11 protein-coding genes are annotated in these 18,727 nt (G+C 62.9%); 9 read left to right on the forward strand and 2 right to left on the reverse strand.

Features of this window, described 5'->3' with window-relative positions; all coding sequences use genetic code 11:
* Window positions 1-216 precede the first annotated feature (216 nt).
* The gene (locus Q8S60_RS11970; protein ID WP_305275670.1) at window positions 217-831 is read left to right on the forward strand and encodes a superoxide dismutase; all 615 of its coding nucleotides are present in this window, start codon (window positions 217-219) and stop codon (window positions 829-831) included.
* A 226-nt stretch (window positions 832-1,057) separates the two neighbouring features.
* Here the strand turns inward: Q8S60_RS11970 and Q8S60_RS11975 are convergent, their stop codons facing one another.
* Complete coding sequence (locus Q8S60_RS11975) at window positions 1,058-2,083, reverse strand: Fe(3+) ABC transporter substrate-binding protein (protein WP_305275669.1); 1,026 nt, start codon at window positions 2,081-2,083, stop codon at window positions 1,058-1,060.
* A gap of 93 nt (window positions 2,084-2,176) precedes the next feature.
* Window positions 2,177-3,217: an ABC transporter ATP-binding protein gene (locus Q8S60_RS11980; protein WP_305275668.1), complete on the reverse strand. Its 1,041-nt coding sequence runs from the start codon at window positions 3,215-3,217 to the stop codon at window positions 2,177-2,179.
* Between the two features lie 148 nt (window positions 3,218-3,365).
* Between Q8S60_RS11980 and Q8S60_RS11985 the strand changes: the two genes are divergently transcribed.
* From Q8S60_RS11985 to Q8S60_RS12020, 8 genes are all read left to right on the forward strand, one after another.
* Entirely contained in the window at window positions 3,366-5,027 is a 1,662-nt protein-coding gene (locus Q8S60_RS11985) for an iron ABC transporter permease (protein ID WP_305275667.1), read from the forward strand.
* Between the two features lie 135 nt (window positions 5,028-5,162).
* The gene (locus Q8S60_RS11990; RefSeq protein ID WP_305275666.1) at window positions 5,163-6,221 is read left to right on the forward strand and encodes an efflux RND transporter periplasmic adaptor subunit; all 1,059 of its coding nucleotides are present in this window, start codon (window positions 5,163-5,165) and stop codon (window positions 6,219-6,221) included.
* 15 nt (window positions 6,222-6,236) lie between these two features.
* Window positions 6,237-9,362, forward strand: a complete 3,126-nt coding sequence (locus tag Q8S60_RS11995; protein WP_305275665.1) for an efflux RND transporter permease subunit — start codon at window positions 6,237-6,239, stop codon at window positions 9,360-9,362.
* Between the two features lie 56 nt (window positions 9,363-9,418).
* The gene (locus Q8S60_RS12000; protein ID WP_305275664.1) at window positions 9,419-11,692 is read left to right on the forward strand and encodes an acyl-CoA dehydrogenase; all 2,274 of its coding nucleotides are present in this window, start codon (window positions 9,419-9,421) and stop codon (window positions 11,690-11,692) included.
* A gap of 79 nt (window positions 11,693-11,771) precedes the next feature.
* A complete protein-coding gene (locus Q8S60_RS12005) occupies window positions 11,772-13,607 on the forward strand; it encodes an acetyl-CoA hydrolase/transferase C-terminal domain-containing protein (protein WP_305275663.1) in 1,836 nt (611 codons plus the stop codon).
* 254 nt (window positions 13,608-13,861) lie between these two features.
* A complete protein-coding gene (locus Q8S60_RS12010; RefSeq protein ID WP_305275662.1) occupies window positions 13,862-14,395 on the forward strand; it encodes a PadR family transcriptional regulator in 534 nt (177 codons plus the stop codon).
* Complete coding sequence (locus Q8S60_RS12015; RefSeq protein WP_305275661.1) at window positions 14,388-15,521, forward strand: efflux RND transporter periplasmic adaptor subunit; 1,134 nt, start codon at window positions 14,388-14,390, stop codon at window positions 15,519-15,521. The genes Q8S60_RS12010 and Q8S60_RS12015 overlap by 8 nt, the downstream gene beginning before the upstream one ends.
* The gene (locus tag Q8S60_RS12020; RefSeq protein ID WP_305275660.1) at window positions 15,518-18,724 is read left to right on the forward strand and encodes an efflux RND transporter permease subunit; all 3,207 of its coding nucleotides are present in this window, start codon (window positions 15,518-15,520) and stop codon (window positions 18,722-18,724) included. Before Q8S60_RS12015 ends, Q8S60_RS12020 begins: the two co-directional genes overlap by 4 nt.
* The last annotated feature ends 3 nt before the right edge of the window (window positions 18,725-18,727 follow it).

Here is an 18,727-nt window from a genome sequence, read left to right on the forward strand (position 1 = left end):
CTCGAGCGACTTTGCCAATCGCGGCCCTTAACCGGCGCCGCCTCGGTATCCATGTGGGGATTGCGTGACACTGTTGCAAGCAGCAGGGTCACACGGCCGGAAACCCTTCATTTCCCGGCGGTTACGAGGCGGAAATTGCCTCGCGGCCTTGAAATGAACACCCCGCAGGTCGAAGTCAGAGAGGGAGGCGGACCCAAGCGAAAGGACGACCGAACCATGCTCGAACTTCCTCCCCTTCCCTATTCCCAGGACGCCCTTGCGCCGCATGTCTCCGCGGAGACGCTTTCCTTTCACTACGGCAAGCATCACAAGGCCTATGTCGACAAGGCCAACGGGATGATCGAGGGCACCGATCTCGACGGTCTCGGCCTCGTACCGCTGATCCGCAAGGTGGCGGGCGACGCTTCGAAGAAGTCCCTCTTCAACAACGCCGCGCAGGTCTGGAACCACGATTTCTATTGGCATTCCATGTCGCCCAAGGGCGGCGGCAAGCCGAAGGGCGCGCTCGCGGACCGGATCGAAAGCGATCTCGGCGGTTACGACAAATTCGCGGAAACCTTCAAGGACACCGCCATGGCGCAGTTCGGCTCGGGTTATTGCTGGCTCGTCCTGTCGGACGGCAAGCTGAAGGTCTACAGCACCGCCAATGCCGAGACGCCGATCGCGGCCGCGAAGGACGTGCCCCTCCTCACCACCGATGTCTGGGAGCACACCTACTACCTCGACTACCAGAACAAGCGGCAGGACTATCTCGACGCCTTCCTGAAGAACCTCGTCAACTGGGAGTTCGCGGAAGCGAATTTCGAGAAGGCGGATCTCCAGACCGCCTGACCTCCGGTCCGGGCGAACGAATAATGACCGGGGACAAGCCCGGCGCCTGTTTCGACGTCGAAATAGAAATCCTCACCCGCGAAAATGGCGCGTGCGATTCTCGCCTGACGATTCGCGGGGGAGCGCCGGACATGCAAAACCGGGGACAAGTTTTTTGTCCCCGGTCTGCATCGGTCCTCATGACATTTTTATGACATTCTCGTGACAGCCGGCCGTTTCGGGCTGTCTATTTCCAGCCGGCGCGGTCGAAAATCCGTACGGCTTCCGCCTGATTTTCGCCGAGCGCGCTCGCGTTCAGCTCGTCTTCCTTGAAATCGTCCGTACCCGGAACAGGCGATATTTCCGTGATGCCGGGCACTGCCGTGTATTCATGGTTCTGTTCGGTAAAGGCGTGCTGCGCCCAGTCGCTCGACAGGAACTCTATGAATTTAATGGCGTTTTCGCGGTTCGGCGCATGCTTCAGGACGCCCGCGCCGCTCAGGTTCACATGTGTGCCGCGGCCGTTCTGGTTCGGAAAGATGAGGCCGACCTTCTCCGCCGCCGCGCGATCCTGCGCATTGTCCGAGCCGAGCATGCGTCCGACGTAATAGGTATTCACCAGCGAAACCCGGCATTCTCCCGCCGCGACGGCCTTCACGTTCGAGGTATCGTTGCCCTCCGGCTGCCGCGCAAAATTCGCAACGACGCCTTTCGTCCATGTTTCCGCTGCTTCCTTTCCTTCGTGTTCGATGATCGAGGCGAGCAGCGAGACGTTGTAGATGTTGGACGAAGAACGCATGCACAGCATGCCTTTGTTCGACGGGTCGGCGAGATCGGCATAGGTTTCCAGTTTGTCCGGACGCCCCATTTCCTTGTTGTAGATGATGATGCGCGCGCGCTTCGAGAGGCCAAACCACAGGCCATCCGGGTGGCGCAGATGCGCGGGGATGCGCGTCTCCAGCACCTCCGACTTCACGGGCGAGAAAAGGTTCTTCTCTTCCGCGCGCCACAGCCGCCCCGCATCGACCGTGATCAACAGGTCCGCCGGGCTCTGCTTTCCTTCGCGTTCGATGCGCGCAATCAGTTCATCGCTGTCGCCTTCGATCAGGTTCACGCGAATACCCGTCTGCTCGGTGAACCTGTCGTAAAGCTCGAGGTCGGTGTCGTAGTGACGGGCCGAGTAGATGTTGACTTCCTTCGTCTCCGCCCGCGCGCCGACGGCAACGGTGAGAGCGAAAGCGACGAAGAGGACAGCAGCGAACAGGCGATGCATGATGCGACCGTGGTTATTGATAACGATTTTCAATTGCACCCTAGCGGGGCCGCCTCGCCTGCGCAAGTGAGGGAATCCGCGCTTTCTGTCGCATCAGGCAGCGAAGACAAACGTCCCGCAGGGGTCGAAGCGCACGGCGACGGTCGTGTCGATCGCTATGCCTTCGAGGCTGGTCACGCGCGCGCGAAGCGGTTCGAGGGCGGGAAAATCGCTGCTCGTCAGCAGCACCAACCAGTCGCGGCCGAGAAAGCGGACGTCGGCGATGCGAAAGGCTTCCTCCGCCTGGCCCGCCGGCGCCAGCGTCACCGCTTCCGGCCGCACGATCACTTCCACCTGCGTCCGCTCCGCGAAATCGCTGGCCGGAATAGAGCCATAGGCCGTCACCGCTTCGCCGTTGCCGATGGTCGCCGGAAAACGCTGAGCCTCGCCAAACAGCGACGCGACGAGCGCGCTTGCCGGCCGCGCATAGAGTTCTTCCGGCGTCGCACATTGTGCGATCCGGCCGCCTTCCATCACGGCGATCCGGTCCGCTATTTCCATCGCCTCCACGGGATCGTGCGTGACGACGAGCGTTATGACGCCTGCCGCTTTCAGGGCGCGCCGCGCCTCCTCGCGCAAGGCGCGCCGCCGCGTGACGTCGACGCTCGCGAAAGGTTCGTCGAGCAGCATCGCGGCGGGCGACGGCGCCAATGCGCGCGCCAGCGCCACGCGCTGCTGCTGGCCGCCCGAAAGCGTATGCGGGTAACGATCCTCGAAGCCCGTAAGGCCGACTGCCGCCAGCCTTTCCGCCACGATGGCGCGTATCCGCTCCTTCGGCTGCCCCGCGACACCGAAAGCGATATTCTCCGCGACCGTCAGATGGGGAAACAGCGCGTGGTCCTGAAAGACCATGCCGAACGACCGTTTTTCCGGCGGTACGTCGCGTCCCGGCGCCGCCAGCAGCGCCCCGCCCAGGTCGATCGTGCCCTCCTGCAGCGCCTCAAGGCCCGCAGCAAGCCGCAGCAACGTCGTCTTGCCGCTGCCCGACGGTCCCAGCAAGCACAGGATTTCACCCTGCCGCGCCTCAAGCGAGACCCCGGACAGCACCCTGTGGGCACCGAAACTGTGTCCGACGTTCCGAAACGTCAGGGCCATGACTACCTCGCAAACCGCGCTACAAGCTGACGCACCTGCAAATGCGTAGCAAAATTACTTTGCCGCCAAGGGCGGTATTTGTCACAACTGCGCCATGTCAGTCACGGAAAAAAATCGGTTGCTCCCCGTCCTGACACTTGGGGAGCGGATGAGGCTGCGCTTCGGCTCAGGCTGGACGCTGGCGGCGCTTGCCGTGGCGCTGGTGGCGCTTGCGCCGTCGCTGACCGTGCTTTGGAGCCTGACGGCCCCCACGAGCGAGAACTGGGCGCACCTGAGCGCGACCGTGCTGCCCACCTATATCGGAAACACGCTGAAGCTAATGGCGCTGGTGGCCGTCCTCACGGCGGTCATCGGCGTCGGTACCGCGTGGCTCGCCGTTTCGACGCGCTTTCCCGGCCAGCGCATTCTCAACTGGGCGCTGGTGCTGCCTCTCGCGACGCCCGGTTACATCGTCGCCTATGTGTACACGGACCTGCTCTCCTTTGCGGGGCCGGTGCAGACGGCACTGCGTGGCGTGACCGGATGGAGCGCCGCCGACTATTATTTTCCGCCCGTGCGGTCGCTGCCGGGCGCGGCGGTCATGCTCAGCCTCGTGCTCTACCCTTACGTCTATCTCCTCGCGCGCACCGCCTTTCAGCGTCAGTCGGCGGCGCTTTTCGACGCAGCGCGGATGCTCGGCGCGCGGCCATGGCGCGCCTTCATCCGCGTGGCGTTGCCCTGCGCGCGGCCCGCTATCGCCGGCGGACTGGCGCTCGTGCTGATGGAAACCATTTCCGATTTCGGCGTCGTCGACTATTTCGCTGTGCCGACGCTCACCACCGGCATTTTCCGTACCTGGTTCAATCTCGGCGACGTGCTTGCAGCGGCACAGATAGCGGCATGGCTCTTCGTCTTCGCTCTGGCGCTCGTCTTCATCGAGATGGTGAGCCGCCGGGGCCGCGTCGCCAATCCGCTCTCGCGCGATCTGGCGGCGCAGCCGCGAAAGCTCAAGGGCCTGCGAGCCGCCGGTGCGCTCGCCGCTTGTGCGCTGCCTGTCATCCTCGGCTTCGTCATTCCCGCCCTGGTGCTTCTGCGTTATGCGATCATCGAGGGAGATCCGCTGTTCGGCCGGCGTTTCCTCGATTTCGCGTGGAACAGTCTCTCGGTCGCGGCGGTCGCGGCGGCTCTCACGACCGTGCTCGCCCTTCTTCTCGCCTATGGCGAGCGGTTGCATCCGACGAAATTCAACCGCGTGTCGATCCGGCTCGCGACACTCGGCTATGCGCTGCCCGGCGCCATGATCGCCATCGGCATCCTGACGCTTTCGACCGATATCGACCGGGCGTTCGCTGCTTTCGCGAATAAAAGTCTGGATTTCTCGCCCGGTCTTGTTCTCACAGGCTCCATCGCCGGGCTCGTCTTCGCCTATGTCGCGCGCTTTCTCACCGCGGCCTTCAACGCCACGCATAGCGGGCTCGAGAAAATCCATCCGACGCTCGACGCCGCGGCGCGGAGTCTCGGTGCGGCACCCAAACGGGTTCTCAGTGCGATCCACGTTCCGCTGCTGCGCGGCGCGCTTGCAAGTGCGGCACTCATCGTTTTCATCGATGTGATGAAGGAACTTCCGGCGACACTGCTTCTCAGGCCCTTCAATTTCGAAACGCTCGCAACGCGTACCTATCGACTTGCTTCCGACGAGCGGCTCGCCGAGGCCTCTACGGCCGCGCTTGCCATCGTGGCTTTCGGCCTTGTGCCGACCATCCTGCTCAGCCTGTCCCTCTTCCGCAGCAGCACTCCATCCGTCCTGGTGCCGAACTACACGGAAAAGTGAGGACCGGCACGGGCCCTAACTTCCGGTCCTGCTTGGAAATTTTCCGATGAGCGGTCAAACTGACATATCGTCATAAATCTGCCGGGAGATCGCGCCATTATCTCCCGTTTTGAAGCTGTCACTGCCGGAGCCCTTATGCGCCGTCTGCTAGCCGTTCTTTTTGCGAGTGCTGCACTCTGCGCGCCGGCTTTTGCCGAGGAAGCGCCGCAAAACGTCATCGTCGCGCCTGCCGTCTCCGATCGTTTTGTCGACCGGGTCGAGGCGCTGGGCACGACCTTCGCCAATGAGAGCGTTGCCATTACGGCCAATGTTTCCGACAAGATTACCGAAATCCACTTCGACGACGGCCAGCAAGTCGAGAAGGGCCAGCTTCTCGTCGCCTTGCAGCGCGACGAACAGCGCGCGGCACTGGCGGCCGCGGAAGCGGTGCTCTCGGAGCGGCGGACCGCCTACGAGCGGGCCCGCGAACTGGAAAAGCGCCAATACACGCCGACGGCGCAACTGGAAGAGCGGCGAGCGGCTCTGCGCGAAGCGGAAGCCAATCGCGATGCCGCCGCATCGCGGCTCGCCGACCGTGAAATCCATGCGCCTTTCGAGGGCGTGGTCGGCCTCCGCACCATCAGCCTCGGCATGCTGGTGACACCGGGCGACGTCATCACGACACTTGACGATCTCGACCCGATCAAACTCGACTTCACCGTACCCGCCGCCTATCTCTCGACGATCCGCCCCGGTCTCGAAATCGTCGCCACCACGACCGCCCTTCCCGACCGGACATTCCACGGCGAGATCCGCAGCGTTTCGACGCAGGTGGACCGGGTCACGCGCTCGATCACGGCACGCGCGCTGATCGAGAACAAGGATCATGTCCTGAAGCCCGGCCTGCTGATGGTCCTGCAGCTTCTGAAGAATCCGCGCGAGGCCACCGTCATTCCCGAAGAAGCGCTAGTGCCGTCCGGCACGCGCAACTTCGTTTTCGTGGTCAACGGCGATGTCGCGGCACGGCGCGAGGTGACGACCGGCGCGCGACGGCCGGGCGAGGTGGAAATATTGAGCGGGCTGGCACCCGGCGAGCGTGTCGTCACGCATGGCACGATGCGGCTGCGCGACGGGCAGAAGGTCAGCATCGTCCGGGAGGAGACGGGGGAACGCGCGCTTGGCCGCGTTCTCGACGAAACCACGACGGTGCGGTAACGGAGATATTTTGGCATGAAGCTCTCCGACATCTCGGTGACGCGGCCCGTCTTCGCCGCTGTTATCAGCCTCCTCCTCGTCGCTTTCGGGCTCGTCGCCTTCGACCGTCTGCCGCTGCGCGAGTATCCCGATATCGACCCTCCCGTGGTTTCGATCACGACCGACTATCGGGGCGCGGCGGCTGCGGTCGTGGAAACCCGCATCACGGAACGCATCGAAGAACGCATCGCCGGCATTGAGGGCATCGCCTTCATCCAGTCTTCCAGTCAGGACGGCCGTTCGCGCATCACGATCGAATTCAACCCCGGGCGCGACGTCGACGCCGCGGCGAACGATATTCGGGACCGCGTGTCGGGCATTCTCGATGACCTGCCCACCGAAGCCGATCCGCCGGACATCCAGAAGGTCGATTCAAGCGACGACGTCATCATGTGGCTCAACGTCGTGAGCGACCGCATGAACGTGCTCGAACTGACGGACTATGCCGAGCGGCATCTCGTCGACCGTTTCTCGACGCTCGACGGCGTTGCGCGGGTCCGGCTCGCCGGTGCGCGCAGCTATGCGATGCGCATCTGGCTCGACCGGACGGCACTTGCCGCGCGCGCGTTGACGGTCGGCGATGTCGAGCGGGCGTTGCTGGCGGAGAACATCGAGCTGCCGGCTGGGAACATCGAGTCCACGCAACGCCAGTTCACCGCACGCGTCGAGCGGACCTATCGCACCGCGGAGGATTTCGGCCAGCTCGTGCTGGGGCAAGGCGCGGACGGCTATCTGGTGCGGCTCGGCGATGTCGCCCGCATCGAGCGCGCGGCGGCGGAAGACCGGACCTTCTTCCGCGGCAATGAAATGCCGATGATCGGGCTCGGCATCATCAAGCAATCCACGGCCAACACGCTCACCGTGACGGACGGCGCCAAAGCCGAGGCCGCCCGGCTCGCCCCGTCGCTGCCGGAAGGGCTTGAATTCAAGCAGAGCTACGACAGCAGCGTCTTTATCGAAGGGGCGATTTCGGAGGTCTACAAGACGCTTGGCATCGCCATCGTGCTCGTCGTGCTGACGATTTTCGTCTTTCTGGGCAGCGCGCGGGCAACGCTGGTGCCGGCCGTCACCGTACCGGTATCGATCATCGCCACGTTTCTCGTCCTTTACGTGGCGAGCTTCTCGATCAACCTGCTGACGCTGCTGGCGCTCGTGCTTGCGATCGGCCTTGTCGTGGACGACACGATCGTCGTGCTGGAGAATATCTACAGACGGATGGAAGAAGGCGCGACGCCGCTTGTCGCCGCCTATTACGGAGCGCGGCAAGTCGGATTCGCGGTTATCGCGACCACCATTGTCGTGATGGCGGTGTTCGTTCCGCTGACCTTCATAGAGGGCGAAGTGGGCCGTCTCTTCTCCGAGTTCGCCATTACCATGGCGGCAGCCGTCGGCTTCTCCAGCATCGTCGCGCTTACCCTGTCGCCGATGCTGGCATCGAAAATTCTGAAGCCGACATCCAATCATACGAAGTTCAACATCTGGGTGGACAAGACTTTCGACAAGACCAAGGAGATTTACGCCCGCGCTCTCAACCGGACCCTGGCGCATCCCCTTCCCGTCTTTGCCGTCTTCGCCGTCCTGATGGTTTCCGCCTATGGTCTATTCACCGTCATTTCCTCGGAATATGCGCCGCGCGAGGATCGCGGCACGTTTTTTGTGATGGTGAATGCGCCGGAAGGTTCTTCCTACGCCTACATGGAAGCCTACATGACGGAGATCGAGAAGCGCCTGATGCCTCTGGTGGAGGGCGGCGAAATAAGCCGTTTGCTCGTCCGCGCGCCGCGCTCCTTCGGAACCACATCGACCTTCAACGACGGCATCGCCGTGGTCGTGCTCGAAGACTGGGGAAAGCGGCGATCCGCCTGGGACATCATGAACGACATCCGCGCGCGCACCGGCGATTTGCCCGGCGTGACGGTTTCGCCGGTGATGCGGGCCGGGTTCGGCGGCGGCATCTCGAAGCCGGTTCAGTTCGTGATCGGCGGCGGCACATATGACGAACTGCGGGACTGGCGCGACACGCTGCTGGCCGCAATCGACGAGGATAATCCGGGTCTCGTCAACATCGATCACGACTACAAGGAGACGAAGCCACAGCTGCGTGTGGAGATCGACCGGAACAGCGCCGGCGATCTCGGTGTCACGGTCGAGAACGTCGGGCGGACGCTTGAGACGATTTTCGGTTCGCGCCTCGTCACCACCTATATCGAGAATGGCGAGGAATACGACGTCATTCTCGAAGGCGAGCGCTCCAGCCAGCGCACGCCGAGCGACATGAGCAACGTCTTCGTTCGTTCGGAGCGGTCCGGACAGCTTATCCCCATTGCCAATCTCGTGACGGTCAGCGAAATGGCGGGCCCGGCGAGCCTCAACCGCTACAATCGGGTGCGTTCGATCACCATCGAAGCGGAACTGGCGGATGGCTATGCGCTTGGCGACGCCCTCAACTATCTCGAGGGGCTGGTGCGCGAGAAGCTGCCGCCGGGCGTGACCATCGACTACAAGGGGCAATCTCTCGATTTCATCGACTCGGGCAGCGCGCTCGCCTTTGTTTTCATCCTCGGCGTCGTCGTCGTTTTCCTCGTGCTCGCGGCGCAGTTCGAGAGCTTCGTGCACCCGGTCGTCATCATCACCACGGTACCGCTCGCCATCACCGGCGGATTGCTTGGCATCTGGCTCACCGGCGGCACGCTCAACCTCTACACACAGATCGGTCTCATCATGCTGGTCGGCCTTGCCGCCAAGAACGGCATCCTGATCGTCGAATTCGCCAACCAGCTACGCGACGAAGGACAGGAATTCCGGGAAGCGCTGGTGGAGGCCGCCGGCATCCGGCTTCGGCCAATCCTCATGACCGCGATCACCACGGCGGCGGGCGCCATTCCACTCATTCTTTCATTCGGTCCCGGCGCGGAGACGAGAGCCGCAATCGGCGTCGTCATCTTCTCGGGCGTCATCGCCACCACCGCCTTTACCCTCTTCGTCGTCCCCGTCGCCTATCAGGCGCTTGCGCAGCGCACGGGCTCGCCGGGGGACACGCAGCGGAAGCTGGAAAGGGAAATGGGGCAGCGCACGCTGCGGCCGATGGAGGGCGCGGAGTAGATTGTGGCCACCTCCCCAAGCTTGACTTTCGCCGCCGGCGACCAAGTTTACTGCGCATGGACTGGAAGGAAGCAAGGCGCAACTATCTGACGCGGCCGATTTTCGGCTGGGCAAGCCGCGTGCTGCCCAGCATGTCGGAGACGGAGCGCGAGGCGCTCGAGGCGGGTGACATCTGGTGGGAAGCCGATCTTTTCACTGGCGATCCCGGCTGGGAAAAGCTGCTGGCGACACCGAAACCGCAGCTTTCCGAGGAGGAGCAGGCCTTTATGGATGGGCCGGTCGAAGAGCTGTGCGACATGCTCGACGACTGGAAGATCACCTGGGAGGATGGCGACCTTCCCGAGGACGCATGGGACTTCATCAAGGCGAACCGCTTCTTCGGGATGATTATCCCGAAGCGATATGGCGGTCTTGAATTTTCAGCCTTCGCTCATTCGGAAGTCATCCGCAAGTTGTCGAGCCGCTCGGCGGCCGGCGCCGTCACCGTGATGGTGCCGAACTCGCTCGGACCCGGCGAACTGCTCATGCAGTTCGGGACGGAAGAGCAGCGCGAATACTGGCTACCGAGGCTCGCCGCCGGCGAGGAAATTCCCTGCTTCGGCCTTACCAGTCCCGAAGCCGGGTCCGACGCCGCGGCGATGGTGGATCGGGGCGTCGTCTGCCGGGGCACTTTCAACGGCATGGAAGTGGTCGGCATCCGGCTGAACTGGAACAAGCGCTACATCACGCTGGCGCCCGTGGCGACGGTGCTCGGCCTCGCATTCAAGCTCAGCGATCCGGACCGTCTCCTCGGCGGCGATGAAGAGCCTGGCATTACCGTTGCGCTGGTGCCGGCCGATCTGCCGGGCGTCACCACGGGACGTCGGCACCTGCCCTCCTTCCAGATGTTTCAGAACGGACCGACCCAGGGCGACGATGTTTTCATTCCCCTCGACTATGTGATCGGCGGGGCCGCGCAAGTCGGCAAGGGCTGGAAGATGCTGATGAGCGCGCTGGCCGCGGGACGCGGTATCTCCTTGCCGTCTCTTTCGGCGGCGGCTGCGGCCTTCTCCGCCCGCACCACCGGCGCCTATGCGCGCGTGCGTGAACAGTTCAATCTTCCCGTCGGCAAGTTCGAAGGCGTGCAGGCGCGGCTCGGTCATATCGCGGGCACGGCCTATCTGCTCGATGCCGGCCGGCGGCTCACCTGTGCCGGGCTCGATGAGGGCCGAAAGCTCGCCGTCATTTCGGCCATCATGAAAATGCAGGCTACGAACCGGATGCGGACCGCCGTGAACGATGCCATGGACATCCACGCCGGCAAGGGCGTGATCGATGGACCGTCCAACTATCTCGGCAACCTTTATCGGGCTGTGCCTGTCGGCATAACGGTTGAAGGAGCCAACATCCTGACGCGCAACCTCATCGTCTTCGGGCAAGGTGCGATCCGCAGCCATCCGCACCTCCTGAAGGAAATGGAAGCGCTGGAGGAAGAAGACCGCGACGTGGCTTTGGCGAAGTTCGACGAGGCGTTCTGGCGTCACGTCGGCCACAGCATGAAGACGATGGGCCGCGCCTGGCTGCGCAACTGGACGGGCGGTCTCGTCTCCCCCGCGCCGGGCGCCGGCAAGGCAACGCGCTACTACCGCCAGCTTTCGCGCCATGCCGCGGGCTTCGCGCTTGTTGCCGATCTCGCGCTGCTTACGCTTGGCGGCGGCCTGAAACGCAAGGAGATGCTGTCGGCGCGGCTCGGCGACATTCTGTCGGAACTCTATCTGATGTCGGCCGTCCTGAAGCGTTGGGAGGACGAAGGCCGGCAAACGGAAGATCTCCCGCTCGTTGCTTATTGCGCGGAGGAGAGCTTCGCGACGATCGATCTGCGTTTTGCAGAAGTGTTCGCGAACCTGCCGAACCGCTTTGTCGCCGCCCTCGCCAAACTCATCGTGCAGCCGCTTGGGCCCCGGCGGCGCGGGCCGAAGGACAGGCTTGCGATGCAATGCGCCGAACTCCTGCTTGCGCCTTCCGCGACCCGCGACCGGCTCACATCCGGCTTGCATCTCGGCCGAAGCGGCGATGCGGTCGCGACGCTCGAACAAGCGTTCAGCCTTTCGGTCCTGACGGAGAAGGCGCGGGAAAAAATGCGTGCGGCGAAGATCGGCAACCCCGAAGTGGCACTCGCGAGCGGCTATATCACCGCCGAGGACGTGGCCATGATCGCCGAACTGAAGGACGCCGTGGCGAAAGTTGTCGCCGTCGACGATTTCGCGCCGGAAGACCTCGCCCTCCACACAACGGCAGCCACGCCCGGCGACGACGCGAATATGTCGCCGCCGCAACTTGCCCGGATGTGAGGCGAGGAATGCTGCATTGAAGCGGGCCGGCTGATAGGATGGGCGGCGCGCCCCTTTCCCAACCGGTGGTAAATCCGTCGTGGCTCCCCAACCGAAAACATTCGACGATGCCGCGGCACTGGCGGACGCCATTATAGCCAGGACCGGGAAGAAGATCGTTCTCGCGCTGCCGCTCGGCCTCGGCAAGCCGGTGCATCTCGTCAACGCCCTTGTCGAGCGGGCGACAGCAGACCCCGGCATTTCTCTTCGCATTTTCACCGCTCTGACGCTCGAAGTGCCGAAGCCATCGAGCGATATCGAGCGCCGCTTCATGGGGCCGGTAATCGAGCGGCTCTTTGCTGGCTACCCCGGCCTGACCTACGCGGCGGCACTGCACAAGGGAACGCTGCCGCCCAACATCCAGGTGAACGAGTTCTTTATGCTTGCCGGGCGCTGGCTCAACTCGCCGCGCCAGCAGCAGAACTACATTTCCGCGAACTACACCCACGCGCTTCGCTACATATTGGAAGCCGGCGTCAATGTCGTGGCACAGCTGGTCGCGCCCTCCCGGACGCGCAGCCATTTCAGCCTGAGCTGCAACCCGGATATCTCGGTCGATCTTTTCGAAGCGCGGCGGCAGGGCCGGGCCGATTTCATTGTCGCGGGCGAGACGAATTTCGACCTGCCCTATATGGGTGGCGATGCGGAAGTGGATGCCGGAGAACTCGATTTTCTTCTCGACAGTCCGAAGCTGCAAATTCCGCTCTTCGCTCCGCCGCGCGAAGCCGTATCGCCGGCGGACTATGCCATCGGCCTTCACACCGCGGCGCTGATCCCGGATGGTGGCACGTTGCAGATCGGTATCGGCTCGATCGGAGACGCAATAGGCAAGGCGCTGGTGCTTCGCCATGGCAACAACAAGGCATTCGCCGCCATAGCCGATCATCTGCGCGTGAGCGGAACGGAGCGCGGCATATTCGAAGCCGGGCTATACGGCGCAAGCGAAATGCTCGTCGAGAGCTTCGTCGACCTCATCGAAGCGGGCGTCCTGAAGCGCGAGGTGGATGGGAAACTCATTCACGCCGGCTTCTTTCTCGGCTCGCGCGCCTTCTATGAGAAGCTGCGCGGGATGCCGGAGGAGCTGCGGGCGAAGATTGCGATGGTACCCGTCGCCTATGTGAACGAACTCCATGGCGATGAAGAGCGCAAGCGCGCGGCGCGGCAGAAGGCACGCTTCATCAACACAGCCATGATGGCGACGCTGACAGGCGCGGTCGTATCGGACGGGCTCGAAGACGGGCGTGTGGTCAGCGGCGTCGGCGGGCAATACAACTTCGTCGCCCAGGCCTTCGCGCTCGAAGATGCCCGGTCCATCATCGCGGTACGCGCCACGCGGAACAAGGACGGCAAGGCGGCTTCCAACATCGTCTGGTCCTATGGCCATACGACCATCCCCCGGCATCTGCGCGACATCGTGGTGACGGAGTACGGCGTTGCCGATCTTCGCGGCAAGACAGATGGCGACGTCGTCGCGGAGATGCTGTCGGTGGCGGATTCGCGGTTCCAGCCGGCGCTGCTGGCGGAAGCCAAAAAGGCCGGAAAGATCGCCAAGGACTATGAAATACCGGCGGCACATTCGAACAATGTGCCGGCCCGCATCGAGGCCGCGCTTGCCGAGGCGAGAACGCAGGGTCTGTTGCCGCTCTTTCCGTTCGACAGCGACTTCACGGAGACGGAACAGAAGCTCATGCCGGCGCTGGGGCGGCTCCGGAACGCCTCCCGCGGAGAACTCCTCGGGTTCATTCTCGGCAGCGGACCGGAGGATGACGAGGCCCGCCTCTCTCTCGCACGCATGGGCCTGGGCAATCCGTCCGGCATCAGGGAACGGATTTACCGCCGCCTGCTCCTTGGAGCCATGCGCCGAAGCGCGTCGTAATCACAGAAATCAGCGTGAAAAAAGCCCTGCCGGGCTTGTCGGTTCCCTCATCGCAACCCCACCTAACAGCGTGGCGGAGCGGCAGGGAGGCGGAATTGCTCATTTCTTACATCGGACAGCCGGTTTTGCATGTGTTACCTGCATGCCGCACTGCACAAAAAAGGCATAGGAGACCTGCGGGGTCCCTTGGCAAGTTCCATCACCCTTCATATATAGGCCCGATATATCGTTCCAATATAGGCTCTGGCCTCTCCATGCAGGTAACCACGCTTTGTCTCGGCGCACTGGTCTTCGGCGAAGCCACCGGCTACGAGATCAACAAGATGTTCGAGGACGGTCCCTTCAGCCATTTCCTCGACGCGAGTTATGGCTCGATCTATCCGGCCCTCACGCGTCTGACCGATGAGGGGCTCGTGACCTGCAAGGCAGAGCCGCAGGAGAAGAGGCCCGACAAGAAGGTCTATTCGCTGACCGAAAAGGGCCGCCGAAGCCTGGGCGAGGCGCTGCAGCAGACGCTGGCGCCCGACAAGTTCCGTTCCGAATTCCTGTTCGCGGTCCTCTTCGCGCATCTGCTGCCACGAAGCCGGGTGAGGACGCTTGTCGACCAACGGCTGGCCGCGATGAAGGAAAAAGTCGAGCAAATGACGGATCCCGATGAAGACGATACGCCCGGTATGGACTTTGCGCGGCAGTACGGCCTCGCCGTCTACACGGCCTCCATCGATTTTCTCGAAAACAACCGACACCTGATCGAAGAGATCGCAACCGAAGAAGAAGTCCATGTTTGAGCGGCAAAAGAATTTCGCGACGAGGATTACCGGCGGTCGCCTTCACCGCTCGCATTTTATCGCCATCGGCATCGGTGTCGCGATCCTGCTCTGGTTCATGACCGGGCTCTTCACGGGCAGCGGGCCGACCAGCACGACAACCGCCGCCGAAGAGGACGCAGCCAACGGCGTAATGCCGCGCGTTCGCGTGACGGAGTCGGTGGCCTCGCTGCGCCGCGGTTCGGTCATCATCCGAGGCAGAACGTCAGCCAAGCGCGCCGTGGAAGTGCGCGCCGAAACGCAAGGAAGCATCGCCGAACTTCCCGTCGAAAAGGGAATGCGCGTTGCCAAAGGCGATGTCCTTTGCCGCATTGCCCTCAATGCCCGCGATGCACAACTTGCCGAAGCACAAGCCCTGGTCAAGCAGCGGCGGCTCGAATACGACGCCTCGCGCCAGCTTGCGGAAAAAGGCTATCGCGCGCCGACGGTCGCAGCCGGTTCAAAGGCGGCGCATGAAGCCGCACAAGCACGTCTGAAGCAGATGGAGATCGAGGTCGGCCAGACAAATATCGTCGCCCCGTTCGACGGCGTTTTCGACGACCGGCCGGTGGATGTCGGCGACTACATGCGTGTCGGCGATGTGTGCGGGCTTGTGGTGGAACTCGATCCGCTGCTCATTATCGGGCAGGTTTCCGAAGATCGCGTCGGTGCGCTGCAGATCGGCGCGGCCGGCACGGCGCGGCTGGTTACCGGTGAAACGGTTGACGGCAGGATTCACTTTGTCGCAAAAACGGCGGACCCGGCGACGCGCACATTCCGGGTCGAACTCGAAGTCCCCAATCCCGATTTCGCGATGCGGGCGGGCGTAACGGCCGAAATCATCGTGCCCGGCAACGAAGTGCTCGCGCATCGCATTCCCAGTTCCGTGATCGCGCTCGACGACAATGGCGTGATCGGCGTCCGCACGGTGGACGATGAAGGCCGCGTCAAGTTCAACCGCGCGCAGCTTGTCGACGATACGCCTGAAGGTCTGTGGATTACCGGCCTGCCGCAGAAAGTGACGATCATCACCGTCGGTCAGGACTATGTGAAGGAAGGCCAGAAGGTCGAGGCCGTACCCGCCAACCAGGTCGGAGCAGCCCTGTGAACGCCTTTATCGAAGCCGCGCTCGGGCATTCGCGAACCATCCTGACCAGCATGGTCTTGCTGGTGGCGGCGGGCATCATCTCCTTCATCACCATTCCGAAGGAAGCGGACCCGGATATTCCGATTCCGATTTTCTATGTCTCGATCGTCCATCAGGGTATTTCGCCCGAAGATGCCGAACGTCTCCTCATCCGTCCCATGGAAACGGAGCTGCGTTCGCTCGAGGGTCTGGAAGACATAACCTCCATCGCCTCGCAGGGCCATGCGGGCATCCTGCTCAAGTTCGACGTGAACTTCGACAAGGACGCCGCGCTGCAGGATGTGCGCGAGAAAGTGGATCTGGCGCGGGCCAAACTGCCGAACGACACCGACGAGCCTATCGTGCGCGAGTTCAATGCCGCGCTCTTTCCGGTCCTCATCGTCACACTTTCCGGCGACGTGCCCGAGCGCGCGCTCTACAACGCCGCGCGCAAACTCAAGGACGAGATCGAAGCGGTCCCAACGGTGCTGCAGGCGGAACTCGTCGGTCACCGCGAAGAGCTTCTCGAGGTCGTGATCGACCCGGCTAAGCTCGAATCCTACAATATTTCCCAGGGCGAGCTCATCAACATCGTGTCGCTCAACAACCGCCTTGTGGCGGCGGGCAACATCGACACGGGCCAGGGCCGCTTTTCGGTGAAGGTACCCGGCCTGTTCGAGACGCGGGAAGATGTGCTCAACCTGCCGGTCAAGGTGTCCGGCGAAGGCGTCGTTACGCTCTCCGACATCGCCGATATCCGCCGGACGTTCAAGGATCCCAACGGCTACGCTCGTTTCAACGGGCATCCGGCAATCGCCATCGAGATTACCAAGCGCATCGGCACAAACATTATCGACAACAACGACCAGGTGCGCGATGCGGTCGCGCGCTTCACCGCCGAGTGGCCGGAATCCATTCACGTCAACTACACGCTCGACGCTTCGAGCTGGATTTACCGTTCGCTCGGTTCGCTGCAATCCTCGATCATGACCGCCATCATCCTCGTCATGATCGTCGTCGTTGCCGCGCTCGGGCTCCGGTCGGCAATGCTGGTCGGCATCGCGATTCCGACCTCGTTCATGATCGGGTTCTTTTTCCTCGCCTCCGCCGGCTACACCATCAACATGATGGTGATGTTCGGCATGCTGCTTGCCGTCGGCATGCTCGTCGACGGCGCCATCGTGGTCGTGGAGTATGCCGACCGGAAAATGTCGGAAGGTCTCGACCGCCGCGAAGCCTATATGCTGGCCGCCAAGCGCATGTTCTGGCCCGTCGCCTCGTCGACCGCGACGACGCTTGCCGCCTTCCTGCCGATGCTGCTGTGGCCCGGTGTGAGCGGCAAGTTCATGAGCTATCTGCCGATCACGCTCATCGTGGTGCTGTCGGCGTCGCTGCTGACGGCGCTTATTTTCGTCCCCGCCATGGGTGCGCTCTTCGGCAAGGCGGAAACCGAGAACGACGAGGTTCTGAAGCAGCTTGCCGGCGCGGAAACGGGCGACATTCGTGCGCTGCCGGGCCTCACCGGCTCCTATGTACGCATGCTCGACACGCTGGTTCAATATCCGGGCCGCGTTCTGGCAGCCACGGGGGTTATCCTCGTCGGCACCATCATGCTCTTCAGCGCCTTCAACAACGGCGTCGAGTTCTTCGTGGACACCGAGCCGGAGCAGGCCATCGTGCTTGTCAGCGCGCGCGGCAATCTCTCGGCGCAGGACACTTTGTCGCTTGCGCGAGACGTCGAGGACATCGTCTTGCGCACCGATGGCGTCAAGACCGTCTTTACCCGGACCGGCCCCGGCCTCGGCTCGGGTTCGTCGGGCCGCAACGATGTGCCGAAAGATCTCATCGCGCAGATGATGATCGAACTGAAGCCTTATGAAGAGCGGCGCAAGGGCGCGGTCATACTCGAGGATATCAGGCAGCAGACGAAGTCGCTTCCCGGCATCAAGGTCGAACTGCGCAAGCAGGAGGACGGCCCGCCGACCGGCAAGGACATCCAGATCGAGCTGACGTCGACCGATTACCGGAAGATGCTCGAGACCACGGCGATGATCCGCGCGCATCTCGATACCGAGGTGAAAGGGCTGATCGACGTCGAGGATGGACGGCCGCTTCCCGGTATCGAGTGGATCATGACCGTCGACCGCGAAATGGCCGGCCGGTTCGGTGCCGACGTCACGTCGGTTGGCGCGGTGATCCAGCTTGTCACCAACGGCATCATGATCGGCGAATACAGGCCGGACGACGCTCAGGATGAAGTCGACATCAGGGCGCGTTTTCCCGACAGTTACCGTGTGCTCGACCAGCTCGATCAGTTGAGAGTACAGACGCAGCGGGGTCTGGTGCCGATCACGAACTTCGTAACGCGCGATGCGCAGCCGCAGGTGAGTACGATAGAACGCATCAACGGCTATCGCCGCATCATGCTGAAGGCCAATACGGCGATCGACCCCGCGACGGGCGACAAGATCAATGTGGACGAGAAGGTGCGTGAGATTTCCGCATGGCTCGCCAGCCAGGACATCGATCCCGCCGTCAGGGTGAAGTTCCGCGGCGCGAACGAGGAGCAGGCGGAGTCGGCCTCATTCCTCGGCGGCGCGCTGATCGGGGCGTTGTTCCTGATGTTCATCATCCTGCTGACGCAGTTCAACAGCTTCTATCACTCCGTGCTGACGCTCTCGACCGTCGTCCTTTCGACCGTCGGCGTCCTCATCGGCATGGTCGTGACGGGCCAACCCTTCTCCGTCATCATGACGGGGACGGGCATCGTCGCGCTTGCGGGTATCGTCGTGAACAACTCCATCGTTCTGATCGATACCTACCAGCGGTTGCGGGAAGACGCGATGGATGCGGTGGAGGCCGTTCTCCGTACCGCGGGGCAACGGCTGCGGCCGATCATGCTTACCACCATCACCACGATGTTCGGCCTTTTGCCGATGGCCCTCCAGGTCAATCTGAATTTCGCCAGTCGCGAGATCGTGCTTGGCGGTCCGGTCTCGGTGTGGTGGGTGCAGCTTTCGACGGCCATCATTTTCGGCCTCGGCTTCTCAACCTTGCTGACGCTTGTTCTTGTGCCGGTGCTGCTCGCGGCACCGAGCGTCATCCGCTCCAGGCGGGCGGCCCGGCGGCGTGACGAGGACGACTGGAGCCAGACCGAACCGGCAACGAGGCGCGCGGCGGAGTAGCCT

The sequence above is a fragment of the Parvibaculum sp. genome (assembly GCF_030694575.1).
Lineage (GTDB): Bacteria > Pseudomonadota > Alphaproteobacteria > Parvibaculales > Parvibaculaceae > Parvibaculum.